Annotated in this window: 18 protein-coding genes and 2 tRNA genes; 5 read left to right on the top strand and 15 right to left on the bottom strand. The window is 63.9% G+C overall.

The genetic code is table 11. The features are described 5' to 3' along the window. The first annotated feature begins 53 nt into the window (after nt 1-53). On the top strand, nt 54-653 hold the full coding sequence (locus NMP98_RS16825; RefSeq protein ID WP_254859011.1) for a DUF7504 family protein: 600 nt from the start codon (nt 54-56) through the stop codon (nt 651-653). Between the two features lie 3 nt (nt 654-656). Here the strand turns inward: NMP98_RS16825 and NMP98_RS16820 are convergent, their stop codons facing one another. Beyond that, nucleotides 657-1,067: an acyl-CoA thioesterase gene (locus NMP98_RS16820; RefSeq protein WP_254859010.1), complete on the bottom strand. Its 411-nt coding sequence runs from the start codon at nt 1,065-1,067 to the stop codon at nt 657-659. Between the two features lie 85 nt (nt 1,068-1,152). Between NMP98_RS16820 and NMP98_RS16815 the strand changes: the two genes are divergently transcribed. After that, nucleotides 1,153-1,368 (top strand): hypothetical protein, encoded by a 216-nt coding sequence (locus tag NMP98_RS16815; protein ID WP_156709319.1) that lies wholly within the window; start codon nt 1,153-1,155, stop codon nt 1,366-1,368. Between the two features lie 14 nt (nt 1,369-1,382). Here NMP98_RS16815 and NMP98_RS16810 read toward each other — a convergent pair whose 3' ends face one another. The 3 genes from NMP98_RS16810 to NMP98_RS16800 all read right to left on the bottom strand — a co-directional run bounded on the left by NMP98_RS16810 (nt 1,383) and on the right by NMP98_RS16800 (nt 2,894). Further along, on the bottom strand, nt 1,383-2,150 hold the full coding sequence (locus NMP98_RS16810) for a hypothetical protein (protein ID WP_254859009.1): 768 nt from the start codon (nt 2,148-2,150) through the stop codon (nt 1,383-1,385). A gap of 91 nt (nt 2,151-2,241) precedes the next feature. Further along, nucleotides 2,242-2,673 (bottom strand): DoxX family protein, encoded by a 432-nt coding sequence (locus tag NMP98_RS16805; protein WP_254859008.1) that lies wholly within the window; start codon nt 2,671-2,673, stop codon nt 2,242-2,244. Between the two features lie 88 nt (nt 2,674-2,761). After that, nucleotides 2,762-2,894 (bottom strand) — tRNA-Met (locus tag NMP98_RS16800). Between the two features lie 117 nt (nt 2,895-3,011). Here NMP98_RS16800 and NMP98_RS16795 point away from each other — a divergent pair. Further along, nucleotides 3,012-3,986: a DUF7115 domain-containing protein gene (locus NMP98_RS16795; RefSeq protein WP_254859007.1), complete on the top strand. Its 975-nt coding sequence runs from the start codon at nt 3,012-3,014 to the stop codon at nt 3,984-3,986. A 33-nt stretch (nt 3,987-4,019) separates the two neighbouring features. Here the strand turns inward: NMP98_RS16795 and NMP98_RS16790 are convergent, their stop codons facing one another. Continuing rightward, nucleotides 4,020-4,424, bottom strand: coding sequence for a hypothetical protein (locus NMP98_RS16790; RefSeq protein WP_254859006.1), 405 nt, complete (start codon nt 4,422-4,424; stop codon nt 4,020-4,022). Between the two features lie 44 nt (nt 4,425-4,468). After that, nucleotides 4,469-4,831 (bottom strand): DUF5830 family protein, encoded by a 363-nt coding sequence (locus NMP98_RS16785; protein ID WP_254859005.1) that lies wholly within the window; start codon nt 4,829-4,831, stop codon nt 4,469-4,471. A gap of 84 nt (nt 4,832-4,915) precedes the next feature. Here NMP98_RS16785 and NMP98_RS16780 point away from each other — a divergent pair, with 84 nt between their 5' ends. Then, nucleotides 4,916-5,569, top strand: coding sequence for a TVP38/TMEM64 family protein (locus tag NMP98_RS16780; protein WP_254859004.1), 654 nt, complete (start codon nt 4,916-4,918; stop codon nt 5,567-5,569). On the opposite strand, the gene NMP98_RS19485 is transcribed toward NMP98_RS16780, so the two are convergent. The 8 genes from NMP98_RS19485 to NMP98_RS16745 all read right to left on the bottom strand — a co-directional run bounded on the left by NMP98_RS19485 (nt 5,566) and on the right by NMP98_RS16745 (nt 15,769). Next, the gene (locus NMP98_RS19485; protein ID WP_268105598.1) at nt 5,566-5,691 is read right to left on the bottom strand and encodes an HVO_2523 family zinc finger protein; all 126 of its coding nucleotides are present in this window, start codon (nt 5,689-5,691) and stop codon (nt 5,566-5,568) included. The two genes, NMP98_RS16780 and NMP98_RS19485, sit on opposite strands and share 4 nt — an antisense overlap. Nucleotides 5,692-5,738: 47 nt before the next feature. Beyond that, nucleotides 5,739-8,900, bottom strand: coding sequence for an adenosylcobalamin-dependent ribonucleoside-diphosphate reductase (locus tag NMP98_RS16775; protein ID WP_254859003.1), 3,162 nt, complete (start codon nt 8,898-8,900; stop codon nt 5,739-5,741). A 571-nt stretch (nt 8,901-9,471) separates the two neighbouring features. Then, nucleotides 9,472-10,056: an anthranilate synthase component II gene (trpG, locus tag NMP98_RS16770; RefSeq protein ID WP_254859002.1), complete on the bottom strand. Its 585-nt coding sequence runs from the start codon at nt 10,054-10,056 to the stop codon at nt 9,472-9,474. After that, nucleotides 10,053-11,627 carry an anthranilate synthase component I gene (trpE, locus tag NMP98_RS16765; RefSeq protein ID WP_254859001.1) on the bottom strand — a complete coding sequence of 525 codons (1,575 nt, stop codon included), beginning with the start codon at nt 11,625-11,627 and terminating at the stop codon, nt 10,053-10,055. Before trpE ends, trpG begins: the two co-directional genes overlap by 4 nt. Next, nucleotides 11,624-12,250, bottom strand: coding sequence for a phosphoribosylanthranilate isomerase (locus NMP98_RS16760; RefSeq protein WP_254859000.1), 627 nt, complete (start codon nt 12,248-12,250; stop codon nt 11,624-11,626). Before NMP98_RS16760 ends, trpE begins: the two co-directional genes overlap by 4 nt. Then, entirely contained in the window at nt 12,247-13,248 is a 1,002-nt protein-coding gene (trpD, locus tag NMP98_RS16755) for an anthranilate phosphoribosyltransferase (RefSeq protein ID WP_254858999.1), read from the bottom strand. The genes NMP98_RS16760 and trpD overlap by 4 nt, the downstream gene beginning before the upstream one ends. A gap of 121 nt (nt 13,249-13,369) precedes the next feature. After that, complete coding sequence (locus tag NMP98_RS16750) at nt 13,370-14,296, bottom strand: hypothetical protein (protein WP_254858998.1); 927 nt, start codon at nt 14,294-14,296, stop codon at nt 13,370-13,372. A gap of 159 nt (nt 14,297-14,455) precedes the next feature. Further along, nucleotides 14,456-15,769, bottom strand: coding sequence for a hypothetical protein (locus NMP98_RS16745; protein ID WP_254858997.1), 1,314 nt, complete (start codon nt 15,767-15,769; stop codon nt 14,456-14,458). 203 nt (nt 15,770-15,972) lie between these two features. Between NMP98_RS16745 and NMP98_RS16740 the strand changes: the two genes are divergently transcribed. Continuing rightward, a tRNA-Val gene (locus tag NMP98_RS16740) sits at nt 15,973-16,047 on the top strand. An 81-nt stretch (nt 16,048-16,128) separates the two neighbouring features. On the opposite strand, the gene NMP98_RS16735 is transcribed toward NMP98_RS16740, so the two are convergent. Further along, nucleotides 16,129-16,305, bottom strand: coding sequence for a hypothetical protein (locus tag NMP98_RS16735; protein ID WP_254858996.1), 177 nt, complete (start codon nt 16,303-16,305; stop codon nt 16,129-16,131). Nucleotides 16,306-16,385: the final 80 nt, after the last annotated feature.

The raw sequence follows: 16,385 nt of genomic DNA, 5'->3' as shown, positions 1-16,385 counted from the left end.
CCCGCATCCGTGTCGGCCCAATCGTTTTTATCCGATGGCGACCGAGGGCCAGCATGTCATCTGCGGGAGCACTCGACGACATCGCCGACGTGTCGAACGTGCTCGTTCTCGGCCCGAGTGTCGACGAATCGGTCGACATCGGCTGTAAGCGCCTCCTGACGGCCGGCGAAGAGGAGGCGGTACTCGTCGTGAGTTTCATGCTGTCACCAAAGCAGTGGGTCGAGGGCTGGATTGAACGCGTCGGCGACCTCCCCGAGGAACTCGTCGTCGTCACGACCAGCGACGCCTTCACCCAACCAGGGGAGACCGAAGAAAACCTTCCCGACTCCGTAACCGTCGAATACCTCTCCAGTCCCGGCGACCTCACGGGCATCGGAATGGTCGTCAGCAAGTACCTCGAACGCTGGCACGAAGCCGACCGGGAGATGGCCGTCTGTTTCGACTCGCTGACGACGCTGTTGCAGTACGGCGAGACCCACAGCATCTACCGCTTCCTCCATCTCATCACGACACGCATCTCCGGGGCCGACGCCCGCGCACACTTCCATCTCGACCCCGATACGCAGGACAAACAGACTGTCTCGACGATTACCTCGACGTTTCAGGCGATTGCCCGCCACACCGATTCGGGTTGGGAAGTCAAGCGTCGCTGACGCTCAAAGCCCCGGTTCGAACTCGCGGAACGCTTCTCGCCACGACTCGGGAACCGGCTTCGTCCCCGTCTCGTCGACGACCACGAGCGTCGTCTCCCCGGTCGCCGCGGGGTCGTCGGCCCCGGCGGCGTACACACGGTATCCCATTCGGAAACTGGATTCCCCGAGGTCGGTGACGCCACACTCGATTCGAACCGACTCGTCGTCGAGGACGATTGCCCGCCGGAAATCCATCTCTATCGACGCCAGCACCATCCCCAACTCATCGAAGCCGACGCCGAGGACGTCCTCGAAGTACTCGATACGGGCCTGTTCGAGGTACGTCCCGTAGACGGCGTTGTTGACGTGTTCGAGCGTGTCGAGGTCTCTGTATCTGACTGGCAACTCGACGTGAAACGGGAACTCTCGGTCCATACGCACGACCCGTCCGTGTCGCCGAAGGGCGTTTCGCTTCCGTCGGTCCCGACACGCTCTTTATGTTTGGCCAATCAACACGTCCATGGCCCGACTCCTGCGGGATTCGCTGTACGGCCTCCTCATCGTCGCCTGCGTCGTGGCGACGCTACTGGCGGCCGTCGCCTTCGTCGCACCCACGGTTCTCCCTGCACCGTTTGCGGCCGCCGCCGCGGGCAGCAACCTCTGGATAGTCGCCACCGCTGCCCTCACCATCCTCGGGGTCATGTTCCTGCTGTTGGTGATGCGGGCACTCATCTAACCCACACATCGATATCATTCCTCGGCCCATTCCGGCCGTTCGACGGTCGTCTCGCCGACGTCGGTGTATCGAACCCGTCGTTCGACGGTCAACGTCTCACCGATCTCGTTTCCGGGGCCTCGCTGGATGAGCCGATACTCGTGGACGAAGCCCTCAGAATCGACGCTACCACTGAACTCGGCGTACTGAAGTTTCGATACGTGCTGTCTCGGGCCGAGGTAGCCGTATCGGTTGTGAAAGTCCGTCGACTGAACGTAGTAGAGAGTCTTCCCGTTCAGTTCGGTCCCTCCGCTGACTGTCGTCGTGAACGAGTCCAGAACCGGACGGAGGGAGTCGGTCTGTGTCGACCGAGTCACGTATTCGCTCAGCGGACTCTCCGCGGAGAACGACTCCACCACCCGTCCATCGTCGGTTTGGCGGGCCGACCCCCCCGTCTCTCCGTCGAAGTACAGCGCGACATCGGGACGGGATTCGTTTCCAGTCGAGGCGTAGCGTTCGGCCTCGTAGGCGCTGAATCCTGATTCCACCGCCGTCCGAGACCGTCGTTCTTCGAGGACCGTCCCGTTTTCGTGGGCGACCGTTTCGGTTGTGATAACCGTGAAGGAGGTGTTTTCGAGGAAATCGCCGTGGGCATCCGTCAGTGCGTCGGAGTCCTCAATGCCGGTTTCGGAGAGCCCCGGCGCGACCGGTTCGGGTTCGGATTCCCCGTCCGGAGCCACCATCGAACACCCCGAGATGGAGACCGACAGACACAGGACGGCGAGGAGGGCGATGCGTTTCATGCAGTAACTATTCAGCACGCCCTACGTAAAAAAAAACATCGCCAGTCATCGAAGCCGATGCAGTGGAAGTTTCGACCGCCCGCGACGACTGTTACAGCGCCTCCTCGGGCGGTGACTGCGTGTACCACCACGCCCACGCGATAAGGACGGCCTGCAACGGGAGTCTGCCCCATCGGACGAGTTGGGAGGGGTCGCCGCCACCGGGTGCGCCCTCGATGACCACACCCTGGGTCGCCATGTAGATGTTCGCGGGGAAGATTGCCACGAGTAGCGCGACGGTCCCCCACGCCGCGATGCGACGCGTTCGTGGAACCAACACGCCGACGCCGACGAGGACTTCCGCGATACCGGAGAGATAGACGAGTTCGAGCCGAAACGGGAGGGTGGGTGGCACGATTTGGACGTACAACTCCGGAACGACGAAGTGCAGGATTCCTGCGACAATGTAGGCAGGTCCCATCACGTACAGAAGCGGGTGTTTCAGTCGCCGAAGCGCACCTAACAGGTCGCGTCCGTCGCTCATTTCCCGCATGTAATCGGGTTGTCGGGTTAACGCTACCGTCTCGGTGCGCAAAGCGGCGGCTGTTCGACGTGAGTTCTCGAAATAGGAGTGCCCGGGGAGGGCTCCGAACCCTCGATCTCCGCATGTCCCAGGAACGAGACGTAGGCACCGTCTCAGGACATCGCGGGTACCGCCTCGTAACCCTATGAGTGCGGCGCTATGTCCAGCTAAGCCACCCGGGCTCACTTCCTCGTTGCCCGCTTTCGCCCTTCAACCTTCCTATCTCCGTCGGGTGGTTGTGCGGGTCAGTAGCGTAGTCAGCCAGCGGTTTTAAGCTACCGTGCGGGGACACCACACGCATGGACGAGCTTCCGGCGCTGGTAACCGAGGCCGTCGGCGACGCGACGGTCATCGAAATCGTCGACGTCGGCGGTGGAGACGCCGTCGTCGTCACCCCCGAGGCGACGCACGTGTATCGCTCCGAGGGGCTGCTGTCCGACGAATCACTCGACAGCTACGACCACGACGTCGAGCGCTTCGCCGTCGACACCGGCCGGCGCAAATCGACGATTCGACTCGACGGCATCGACGGCGAGCGGAGTTTCACCGTTCCCGGAAGCGTCGCCGACAGCGTCATCGAGGCCGTCCTCGAAGGCGTTCTCGGAGCGACCGGCGTCGTCGCCGAAGACGAAGCCGTCGACGCGACGTTCCGATTCAGCGAACTCACGCTCGTCGTCACCGACAGACAACTGCTGAAACACGTCGGCAGCGCGGTCTGGGACGAGGAGTTCGAGGCGTTCCGCTACGAGAACCTCGCCGACCTCGACTTCGAGGAGGGAAGCGTCGCCACACAGGTCGTCGTCGAGGCCGACGGCCGAAAACAACGGGTCAAGGTGCCGAACGAACACGCCGGCCGCGTCCGCGAGGACGTACAGAGCGCTGTCTTCGAGTTCCACGGCGTCTCCTCGCTCGGCGGGCTTCGGGCCGCCATCGAAGACGGGTCCAACGACGAGACCGCCCCCGGCGAAGCGGCCGACGCGGACGACAACGGGACAACCGACGACTCCGAGGTGGCGGACGACGGCTTCGTCTCCAGTGACTGGTCGCCGCCCGCCGACCAGGACGTGACCGGCAGACAAGGGATGAATAGCGCGGAGTCGACCGACGACGAGGGACCGACCGGCGACGTTCGGGAAACGGCCGAGGTCGACATCGAGGAACTCGCCGAAGAGGTCGAAGCCCTCAGAGAGACCGTCGAGTATCAGACGGAACTGCTCGAAGCCCAAGGGGAGACCATCGAACAGCTCGTCGACGAACTCCGACGGGGACGGTAGGCTGTTGGTCCAACCGGTCGTCGAGACGTTCGGTTACTCGAACAACTGCGGCCCCCAGATGTCAGCCACGAAGGCGGCGAGGTAAGCGGCTCCCAACAGCACCGCACTCGGGAGGGGGTTGCTGCCCGAAAGCTCCAATCCAGCGACGACGACCACCGCCGCACCGACGATACCGAAAGCGAAGACGGCGACGACGAAAGCGAAGAGGAACTCGCCGAGCCGTCCCAGCGACCACGGACCCGCCACGAACGGGTAAGTGCTTCCGATGGCGAGCGTCCCGGCGAGCAGCGTCACCGTCGAGGCCGCGAGTGGCGACCCGAGTAGCTCGTTGCCGACCGAAAGCGCTGGATACCACAGCACACCGAGGACGGCACTCGCAAGCAGTACGTCGACGGTCGCACCGAGCCACGAGTTGCGCTGGAAGGGGAGGGCTGACATAGGGAGGGATAACAGCCCCGGCGTCGAATCAGTTGTGGTGGGAGTCACTCCCGGCCGGTCACTTTCCGGATGCACGACGACCCGAACGGTCCGTGTTCGCCGGCCTGTAGCTTCATGAAGTAACCCGTCGAGATGGACGCCCCACAGCGCTGGCAGTCGAAGTCGCCCTCCCGGGAGACGACTTCGCTTTCGAAGCTGAGAAACCGGCCGGCGGTGGGTTTGACCGTGTCGCCGTCGCGGGTGATGTGACCCCTCTTTTCGGCCTCCTCGAGGATGGCTCGCGTCGTCTCGGGGTGAGTGGTAATCGTCTCGATGCGGTCGATGATGTCGGCCAGCGACAACTCCTCGTGTTCGAGGCGGGCGAGCAACTGCACCCCGAGTTCGACGGGGTCGTCGTCGCGGGTCACGGAGACTCCTCGGCGGCGTCGGAATAAAAACGACCGGGTAATCCGACCACAAGAGGTTTGTCCACCGGGCGGCTTCCCGCCGACGTGAAGCGCGCGACCGCCCGTCAGGTGGCCGGTATCGCCGTCGTCTGTGTCGTCGCCGCCACCGCCGCCCTGACGGTCCCCCCGGAGCGGCTGTTCGTCCACGCCGAGGGACTCGCCTCGCGACCCGTGGTTCTCGGGGTCGCGCTCCTCGTGCTGTATCTCGTTCGCCCGCTGTTGGCGTGGCCCATCAGCGCGCTGTCAGTGTTGCTCGGCTACCTCTACGGGCCGACGGCGATTCCGGTCGCGCTTGCCGGTGCGGTCGTGACGACGCTGCCCGCCTACACGCTGGCGGGGTATCTCGGCCACGACGCCGGCCTGCTGGCCCGAGTCGGCGACGCCGGTGGCGCCGTCCGGAAGACCGCCGGCGACCTCCGCGGCATCATCGCGGTTCGACTCGCGCCGCTGCCGACCGACCCCGTCTCCTACGGCGCTGGATTGGCCGAGGTGCCGCTGCGTCCCTACATTCTGGGGACGGCCATCGGCGAAGCGCCGTGGGTCGTCGCCGCCGTCTTGCTCGGTGCCTCCGCCGGCGAGTTGACCGCCGCCGGAAGCGCCGCCGACCCACTCGTCGTCGTCACCGCCGTCGCGCTTGCGGCACTGCTGGTCCTTTCGGGACCGGCCTACAGGCGTCTCTCGGACGGGACGACGTTCTAGAACGTGAAGGGGTCCGAGCAGTCGACGACGACGCCGTGTTGCGGGCAGACGTACTTGCAGTGACGCTTGTACATCGGCGTCTCACACATCGGACACCGTCGGCCGCTTCGGTCACCGTCCATACGAAAACGGGGGGCGACGAACCCAAAAAGACTCCGTAGCGTCTACGTCAGCACTCCGACCAGCCGCAGGACTCACACGTCTTACAGCCCTCGGAGTAGTACAGCGTCATGCTGCTGCATTCGGGGCACTCGGGGGATTCCCCGGCGTCGATGAGCGACTGGGTGTCGGAGGCGTCGTCGTTCGGCGAAGCCGTCGAATGGGTGGCGGCCGACGAGGCACTGCTTGCGGCACTCGCCGCACCGCCGTCGGTTTCCGGCGCCTCGCGGGCCTCTCGCTCCGCCTGCTCTTCGGCCTGCTGGGCCGTCTGGTCGAGCGTGGTCTGGTCGGGGTAGGCCTTGTCAACGTCGCCGTCGAGGTATCGACGCATCGCCGTCCCGATGGCGTCGGGGATGGAGTTGATTTGCTCGCCTTTGTCCCAGGCGACCTTCGGCGACCGGATGCCCTGCAGTTCGTCGGCGATTTCCTCGGGGTCGACGCCCGAGCGCAGCGCCGTCGAGATGGTCTTCGCCAGCGCCTCGGTGAAAGAGGCGGTGAAGCCGCCGGAGTTGCCGATGTTGGCGAACAGCTCGAAGGGCCGCTCCTGGGCGGGGTCCTCGTTGATGTTGACGTACAGTTTGCCGTAGCCGGTGTCGATGCGCTGGGTGACGCCGTGGAGCACGTCGGGACGCGGCTGTTTCTCGCCGAACTCGCCCGAGTCGATGTCGAGCAGCGACTCCACGTCGGACTCGAGTGCCGCACGGACCTCCTCGTTGTCGAGGAAGCCTTCGATACCGCCGAACAGTTCCTCGATGTTCTCGACGATGGCCGCGGCGGCCTCGTCTTCGTTCAAGTCGGAGAACTCGGCGTTCTTCGCACGGGTCGTCAACACCTGCTTCGAGCGGGTGCCGTCGCGGTAGTAGGTGACTCCCTTCCCGCCGTGTTCGTAGATGTACTCGAACACTTCCTTCGCGTCCTCGACCGTGGAGTCGTTGGGCGCGTTGACCGTCTTCGAGATGGCCGAGTCGACGCCCTTCTGACAGGCGACCTGCACGCCGGCGTGTTCTTTCGCCGAAAGCGCGCCGGTCGTCACGAACAGTTCGCCGACCGCGTCGGGAACCGTCGAGAGCCCATCGACGCCGTCGAAGGCGTTGTTCGCCATCTGCTCTTGGGCTTCCTGTTTGACCGCGTCGACGTCGATGTCGTTTTCCTCCAGCACGCGGAGGAAGTAGTCGTCGAACTCCACGAGCATCTCGTCGCCCTGGACGTCGTCGGAGACGTTCTTGTAGAAGGCGACGTTGTAGATGGGTTCACAGCCGCCGGTCGTGTTGCCGATCATCGACGTCGTGCCGGTCGGCGCGATGGTCGTCGTGTTGTGGTTGCGGATGGGGAAGCCATCGGACCACTCGTCGGCGTCGAGACCGGTCTGTTTCTCGAACCACTCGCGGTACTCCGTGGGGTTGGCGTACTTGGAGTTGTCCCACTCGTCGAAGGCGCCGCGCTGTTCGGCCAGTTCGTGGGAGGCCCACTTCGAGCCGTGGTTGATGTGGGTCATCAACTGGCGGGCGACCTCGTTGCCCTCCTCGCTCCCGTAGCGGATGCCGAGTTGGATGTACAACTGCGCCAGCCCCATGATGCCGAGACCGATTTTCCGCATCTCGCGGACCTTCTCCTCGATTTTCGGCACCGGGAAGTCCGACATCGTGACGACGTTCTCGAGGAACCGCGTCCCGAGTTCGATGCGTCGGTCGAACTCCTCGAAGTCGATGGCTTCCTCGAGGAACGCCTCGACGGCGGCTTCCGTCGAGTCGTACTCGTCGGCGTGTTCGGCGTGCCAGACGCGCCAGTCCGGCGTTTCGAGGTCCGCGAGCGTCGAGAGGTTGATGTGACCGAGGTTACAGGCCTCGTACTCCTCGAGAGGCTGTTCGCCACAGGGGTTCGTCGCGAGGATGCGGTGGTCGGGGTGTTTCTCCACGTCGAAGGAGTGCTGTTTGTTCACCCGTTCGAGGTAGATGACGCCCGGTTCGCCGTTCTCGTGGGCACCCTCGACGATGTGGTTCCACAGTTTCTCGGCGGGGACCGACAGCACCTCGCCGACCTCAACGTGTTCGCCCAGACCGAACATGTCGTACAGTTCCTTGGTCTCGGGGGTGGCGACGTGGGGTTCGCCGGTTCGGGGATTCGTGAACGTGAACTCCTCGCCGTTTTTCACACACTCCATGAACTCGTCGGTGATGCCGACGGAGATGTTGAAGTTCGAGAGGTGGCCTTCGACGGCGTTGCGGAGGTGTTTGGGGACACGCCCCTCGTCGTCGATGAGTTCGCGGGCCTCTTCGAGCGCTTCGGCGAAGGAGTTGTGCGTGAAGTCGTCGGGGTCGTTGAGTCGAAGCGTCTCGGCGAGGGAGACGTCCTTGTTCTTCGCGTGGAGGAACTGAATCACGTCGGGGTGTGAGACGCGCATGACGCCCATCTGGGCGCCGCGACGGGCACCACCCTGCGCGATGGTCTCACACATCTGGTCGTACGTTCGCATGAACGTAATCGGGCCGCTGGCGATGCCACCGGTGGAGCCGACGGCGTCGCCGTAGGGGCGGAGCCGCCAGAAGGCATACCCCATGCCACCGCCGCTCTGGAACACCTGTGCGGCCTCCTTTGCGGTCTGGTGGATGTCGTCGATGTCGTCCTCCGGGGAGTCGACGAAACACGCCGAGAGTTGCTGGAGTTCGTCGCCAGCGTTCATCAGGGTCGGGGAGTTCGGCATGAAGGAGAGCATCTCCATGGCCTCTTGGAACTCGTCGGCTTTCTCCTCGACGTGGCTCCGGATGTCATCGGGAAGTTCGGGGACCAGCGTCTCGTAGGCGAACTTGTTGACGTTGTAGATGGAGAGTTCCGTCTCGACGGCATCGCCCGCGGAAACGCCCTTGCCGAACACTTCCTCGGCGAGTTCGTCGCGGCGCGGATGGTCGGGCTTGAGCTGTTCGGGCATAACCGTCACCTCGACGTCGCGTTTTCGGGCCTCGAAGACGGCCTCGGCGAGGGCGATGTTCTTGCCGACGCGCTCGAAGAGGTCTTCCTGCTGTTCGACGGGGTCGCCGTTGGCGTCCTTCCGGAGATAACGCGCCGGCAGGATGTTGTGGTAGGCGTTGCCGGTGAGGCGCTCTTCGAGGGAGTCACCTTCGGTTCGCTTGACCGGAAGCGTCAGTTCGTCCGCGGAGAGGTCCGCCCCGGACATCACTCAGCCCCCCGTGTGAAAGTAGTCGGTTCCCCTACAGTTCCGTCAGCAGCGAGATGGGTGGTGCAAATCGTCATGGTAGCGTGTTCGTGCTCGAATGCCATATGACCCGCGGCATTCGACGGGCGTTCGTGTCGACGCTTCGACATTGAGATGGAGGCACGTGTTGGTTTTCTGGCTCAGCAGTTGCGCGTGCCTGTGCGCGTACGACAAGTTGCATTCGGGGCAACTCTCATAAGGGTTGATAGACCGCGGTGAAAGTGAAATTTGGCCGAACGGAACCACCAGACTGAACCGTTGTTTCCATTGGAAATAATCGGGGGTTTTCCCCGGCACTCATGGGCAGCAAAAAGCCGACAGGCGGTCGGTGAAACGAGCAACACGAACGCCAACCTCCCGAAACGAACCGAGGCGGTTGCTGTCTAACTCACAGTTTATAGAATTATTCTGTCATATATTTCCGGTGCTGTGTTGATGACTCGTGACAGTCGCGAAACCCGGGCGAGGCACACACTACAGTGGGTTCTCTATCGAACCGAGGTCGCTCCCTCGACGGCGAACGACGATACCGTCAGACATCCGCGAGGAAGTTCGCGATGACATCGTGGCCGGCGGCGGTCAACACCGATTCGGGATGGAACTGGACGCACTCGATGGGGTGTTCGCGGTGACGGACGCCCATCACCAACTCCTCGCCGTCGTGGTCGGTCGTCGCCGTCACCTCGAAACACGTCGGCACCTCGAGGGCGACGAGCGAGTGATACCGTCCGCCCTGGAAACCGTCTTCGAGTCCCGCGTACACGCCCGCACCGTCGTGGTCGACGGGGAACGCCTTGCCGTGGATAGGTTCCGGCGCACGACCGACCGAGCCGCCGTACTCGTAGACGGCCGCTTCGAGGCCGAGACAGACGCCAAGGGTCGGCACCTCGGGACTCAGTTCCCGGAGCACCTCAAGTGTCACGCCCACGTCTCGGTCGTTCTTCGGATGTCCCGGCCCCGGGGAGATGATAATCGCGTCGGGGTCGACCGAACGGACCTCCTCCAAGGATGCCGTGTTCCGCAACACCTCGACTTCGGTGTCGTCGTGTTGGCTGACGTACTCCACGAGGTTGTACGTGAACGAATCGAAGTTGTCGATGAACAGCACGCGCGTCATCGCGGAACCTCCTCGGAGGCCTCGATTCGCTCCAAGGCGGCGAGGACGCCGTCCATCTTCTTTTCGGTCTCCTCGAACTCGCTTTCGGGGTCCGAATCGGCGACGATTCCCGCACCCGCCTGCACCGTGATTCGGGCCGACCCACCCTCGCCGACGCCGTCTTCGACCGTCGCCGTCCGGATGACGATGGCGAAGTCCGCATCGCCGGTCCAAGAGTAATAGCCCACGCCGCCGCCGTAGACGCCGCGTGGCTTCCGTTCGAGGTCGTCGATTATCTCCATCGCCCGTATCTTCGGCGCCCCCGAGAGCGTCCCAGCCGGGAACGCCGCCCGCGTGGCATCGAAGGCGTCGCAGTCGTCGGCGAGCGTCCCCGTCACCGTCGATTCGATGTGCTGGACGTGGCTGTACTTCAGGACGTTCATGAACTCCTCGACGCGGACGCTGCCGGCCTCACCGACCCGACGGACATCGTTTCGCGCGAGGTCGACGAGCATCGTGTGTTCGGCCCGCTCCTTGTCGTCGGCGAGCATCTCACCGGCCAACCGTCGGTCCTCGACCGGGCTGGTGCCGCGGGCACACGTCCCCGCGATGGGATTACTCATCACCTCACGGCCCCGGACGGACACCAGCGTCTCCGGGGAGGCACCGACGACCGTGAGGTCGTCGTAATCGAGGACGTACATGTACGGCGAGGGGTTGATTTCTCGGAGGGCCTCGTACAGACCGAGCGGGTCGATTTCGCCGTCGAGTTCCCGCGTCCGGGAGATGACGCCCTGATAGATGTCACCGTCGAGGACGTGCTCTTTGGCCGTCCGGACCGCGGCCTCGTAGTCGGCTTTCGGTCCCGCACGCTCGGCGACGGGGCGGTAGCCGCCCGTCGTCAATTCCTCGGCGTCGGCAAGCAGCGACTCGACGCGGTCGACCTCCTCGCGAAGTCGGTCGTACACCGCCCCTGGGTCCTCGCCTTTTCGAACGACGGGCGTAAACACCAACTCGACGGTGCCGGCGGCATCGTCGAAGACGACTGTCTTCGTGGTGAGGACGAACTGCGCGTCGGGGAATCGCGAATCGGGTCGGTCGATGCCGACCTCGTCCAGCCAGAGGTCGTACACCGCGTCGTAGGCGAGAAAGCCCACGAGTCCGCCCTGTAACTGCTGTCGTTCGGTTTCGGGGAAGTTCCGCAATGGAACGTCGGGTAGGGATTCGCGGAGCTTGGCCACCGTGTCGCCGCCGTTGGGATCGAGCAGTCCCTCGTAGCGGTCGTCTATCACGTCGACCGAGGCCTCACCGTCGACGGTGACGACCGCTGCGGGGTCGTAGCCGACGAAGGAGTACCGGGCGTGGCGGTCCGCGCCGTGACCCGCCGTGAATGCGCCGTCGGGGTCGCTGGAGGCGACCTTCTCGGCGCTCTCCAGGAGGAAGGCGTGGTCGGCGCTGTCGGCGTCGGTCGTCCGGCCCGTCAGCGCCGCGTAGGCAACGAGCGGTTCCGGCGTCACGTCGAGTTTCTCCACCGCCCGGACGACGACCGGACCCTCCCCTGCGAGCGCCACGAACTCGTCTTTCGAAATCACGGTCGGCCCCCTGCGGCTCGAACGAATGCCGAAACCGCGTCTGCATCTTTCCGTCCCGGGCCGCTCTCGACGCCGCTTGCGACATCGACACCGAACGGGCGGACGGTTTCGACCGCCTCGGCGACGTTGTCGGGTGTCAACCCACCCGCCAGTACGACCGGCGAATCCAGCGTCTCGACGAGTCCGCGCGTCCGTTCCCAGTCGTGAGTTTCCCCGGTCCCGCCAGCGCCGTCGGCATCAAGAGAATCGACTAACAGTGCGTCGGCGATGGTGTCGTAGGCAGGGGCCGATTTGGGGGAGACGGCCTTCACGACATCGCCGTGAACCTTCGCCGACAGAAAGGCCAAGTCGCCGGGCGTCAGTTCGCCGTGGACCTGCACCACGTCGGGCTGAACGCGAGACGCGAGTTCGACGGTTTCCTCAGGTGATTCGGGCATCGTTACGAGCACCGTTGTCACGAACGGCGGTGCGGCCCGAGCCAACTCCACGGCTCGTTTGGCCGGGATCTCACGCGGCGTGTCGACCGACACGTCGACGATGAAACCGACGGCGTCGGCTCCCGCCTCGACCACTGCATCGAGATCCTCGTGGGTCGTCGTCCCGCAGACCTTCACGCGCGTCATGGCTCGAACTCCCGCAGCGAGTCGAGTTGGGCGGCCGCAGCCCCGGAATCGATGGACTCGCGTGCGGCGTCGACGCCCGCCTCGAGGCTGTCGGCCTCCCCGGAGATGTAGATGGCAGCCCCAGCGTTCGCGAGGATGATGTCGCGTTTCGCGCCGTCGACATCGCCTTCGAGGATACCGCGCATGTCCGCAGCGTTCTCGGTCGGTGAGCCACCGCCGACCGCCGAGAGGTCGTGAGTGCCGACACCGAGGTCACTCGGTGTGACCGTGTACTCGGTCACGTCGTCGCCATCGACTTCGGCGACGGTCGACTCCCCGTGGACACCGATTTCGTCGAGGCCAGCGCCGTGGACGACGAGCGCGCGCTCGACGGTCATCTGCGAGAGCGCATCGGCCAACACGGGAACGAGGGCCTCGTCGTAGACGCCGACGACTTGGGCGTCCGCACCGGCCGGGTTCGTCAGTGGCCCGAGAACGTTGAATATCGTCCGCATCCCGAGTTCCTTCCGCGGTCCAATGACGGCCTTCATCGCCGGGTGGAACACAGGGGCGAGCATGAACCCCATCCCGGTCTCTTCGATGCACTGCTCGACGGCCGGCGGTTCGGCGTCGATGGTGACGCCGATTTCTTCAAGTACGTCTGCGCTTCCCGACGACGACGACACCGAGTAGTTGCCGTGTTTCGCGACGGGGACGCCGGCACCCGCGACGACGAAGGAACTCGTCGTCGAGACGTTGATGGTGTCGTGGCCGTCGCCGCCCGTCCCGCAGGTGTCGACGAGCGGTTCGCGGTCGGGGTCGATGCGTCGGGCCGCATCCCGCATCCCCTGTGCGAACCCGGCGATTTCCGCTTCCGTCTCCCCTTTCGAGCGCAGTCCCGCCAACAGCGCCCCAATTTGTGCCTCCGTCGCCTCCTCGAAGACCGTCGCCGCAGCGTCCCGTGCCTCCGACATCGAGAGGTCTTCGCCGTCAGTAACTCGTCGAATATGTTCTTTCATTGTGGACACCAATGACCAGTTTTGCGCTATAATGTACAAATTCGTACACCAGTATAAGGCTGTCGCTACAGCGGGCGCTCTTCGGTGAAACCAAGAAAATCGACGCAGAGAACGCGAGAGCCTATTCGCCCGTCGGTGCAGGGATTGCAGGCGGTTTCTGGAACTCGGGGAGACCACGCGTCCCCGGCTGGCACTCCTCACCGTTGCAGTCCATCACGACACCGAGTCGCGTGCCGAGCAACTCGACGTTCGTCTCCGCCATACCCGTGCGTCCGCCGTCGAAATAGCGAACGCGCGGGTCAACCGTGTAGTCCTTCTCCCCGTCGTTGACTGTCAGTTCCGCGTCGATGTCACCGAACTCCGAGGTTGTGAGACCACCGACCATGCCCGAAACACCGAGACCCTCACCGGATTCGTTGGCCGTCACCTCGTAGTACACCAATCCAACTGCTCCGTCACGGTACTGGCCCATACGCTGATTCTCCACGCTGTATCCCGGGTCATTCGGTGGGTCCGTGGGGTCGACCGAGGGGTCGTTGGGGTCTTGAATATCGCACTGGTTCGGAGTCGCACCGAAGACGATTCCCGCGACGACCTCCGGCGTAATCAGACTCGTTGGCACGCCCGGCGGCTGGGCCTGCTTCGGCAGGTCATCGAACCACGGCACCTGCTCGAACGGCACGTTCTCTTGGACATCGCCGCCGAGGTCACGACATGGGTCGACCGGGGACTCCTCTATCGGGATGTCGCTGTAGTCGACCGACGGGTCAGAATCGCCCCCGTCGTCCGGAAGCGTGTCACCGTCGGGCGCGTCGTCCTCTCCCGGAAGGGAGTCTTCGACCGACTCCACACTAGTATCGTTCTCCACCGTGACACCGCCATCGTCGTCGACTTCGACTCCGTTACCGTCAAGTCCGACCGAGACGCCGTCGTCGCTCACCGAGATGCCGTCGTCAACCGCCGCCGCCGGCGCGGCCGTGAAACCCACGACCATCAAAACGGCGACGAGACAGGACAGTGTTGCTCTCGCTATGCTGGATTCTCCCATTTCTATCAGTGGATAGCTTAGTCAACGTATTTACAGTTACGCCCCCCATGCACGGGACTTTATACGTAAATGACGAATCCGCGGGGAAGCGGGTCCGAAACAGACGAAAAGAAACGTTTGATAGCAACCGACAAATCCGGTCAGTTCGTCAGTTCGGAGTTAGAGGCCACCGGACGTCAGCGAGGTCACGCTGCCGGTGGGGAGTCCCGACCCGCCGAGTTCCGGCAGGCCCGGAGCGCCACCCTCGGTCGCGCTGGTGATGATAGAAACCGCGTCAGCGGGGCCGACGGCGTTCGGGAGCCCGACGAGTTCGTACTCGCAGGGACCGAGCGGGTTCTCCTGGACGTCGCTGAAGTCGCCGTCGAACTCCGTGAGGTCGTTACACTCGCCGTCGATGCCGGCCTGGTTTCCGAAGATGAGGAGTACCGCTTCACCCTCGAAACTGTCGTCGTTGTACCGGACGCGTGGGTCGACACCGTAATCGTTCTCGCCGTCGTTGACGACGAGTTCACCGTCGAGGTCGCCGAACTCCGAGGTCGTCAGACCGCCGAGCATACCGGAGACACCGGGACCCTCACCGGACTCGTTCAGGGTACCGTCGTACGTGATGAGTGCGACACCGCCGTCTTCGTACTGTCCGAAGCGCTGAACGTCGAAGTCGTAAGCCGGCTCGGACGGCGGGTCGGTCGGGTCAACCGAGGGGTCGTTCGGCGTCTGGATGTCACACGGCGCCGGAACGAGGCCGAGTGCGATGCCGAGGACCGCGTCGTTGGAGAGAATGCTCGTCGGAACGCCAGAGGGGACAGCCTCCTGCGGGAGGTCCTGAATCGAGGGAAGGGCCTCGGCAGGAAGGTCACTGGATTCAACGTTGAGAGGCTCACAGACGTTCACCTGTGCGTTCTCGTCACCGATGGGAACGTCTTCGGGCCCCGTCTGATTGATTTCCGCGTTCTCGAGGATTTGCTCCAGAACTCGAAGCTCCTGCGGAATATCGTCGGAGCTGCTGTCTAATTCGGTCGGGTCGGTCGGGACGCCGTCGCCGCTTCCGATGTCACCGGCGTCGTCGGGAAGCGGCAGACTGCCCGAATCGCCAACGGGGAGCCCACCTGAATCGCCGCCGATGTCACCGGCGTCGTCGGGAAGCGGGAGGTCACCGCCGCCGGTGTCGGGGGAGACCTCTCGGTCGCCCACGGAAACGCCGTCATCGCTTGCTTCGACGCCGCCGACCTGTGCGCCGGCCCCGTCGGTTCCGGCCTCGGCAGCGACCGCGTCGTCGCCGCCGACCGTGGCGTTGACACCGTCAGTGCCGGCTTCGACGTCGACACCCTCCTCGCCACCGACGTTGACGCCGTCGGCACCGATGCTGATTCCTTCGTCGCCACCGATGTTGATTCCGTCACCACTACCGCCCAACTGCGCCGCGGCCGGAGCCACGGCGAAGGACGCGAAAACCGAAACTGCCGTGACGACCACTAACAGTTGCCGAACTCTTTGTCGCATATATTTCTGAAAGTACAGCTACAAGGAACAGGATGACGCCCGAGATAACCGGTTATTTTTATACTCCCCCGCCATGAGCCGAACGGTTCGGGAAACACCCTCCAGTTCTCGGCGACCATTCCGAAACCTTCAATTACCTCACCGGGATACGAAGAAGTGCAGGCAGACACCAGCGTGGGTTCGTGGTCTAGGCTGGTTATGACACCTCCTTGACATGGAGGAGGCCGGCAGTTCAAATCTGCCCGAACCCATCCGACTTCTAACACTTTCGGTACCTCAAGTAAGCACTCACAAGTATCTTCTGCAGAATCGGCCGGCTCACCCCCAAATAACTACCAGCGCGCGGATACTTTCCGGGGTGGTCGGCGTTGACCCCTTCTCTCGTCGAATATCGCTGTCAGAGTTGCCACGACTGGTGTCTCAATCCTCGACGAGAACCGGCTACCCGCTATCGAGAATGCCGGAGCTGCTTCCGCGCTCCCGATCTCCAGCGTGAACTCGTCGACCACCTACTCCCGTCGCTTCACTGGGCATCCGGCCTCGACCTCGACGCCTGCCCAGCTGACGCAAGCGCCGGAAGAGCGGAGCG

Source organism: Natronomonas gomsonensis (genome assembly GCF_024300825.1).
In the GTDB taxonomy this organism is placed as follows: domain Archaea; phylum Halobacteriota; class Halobacteria; order Halobacteriales; family Haloarculaceae; genus Natronomonas; species Natronomonas gomsonensis.
Note: the sequence above shows the minus strand (reverse complement) of the source record. Positions and strands in the feature narration are given on the sequence as shown.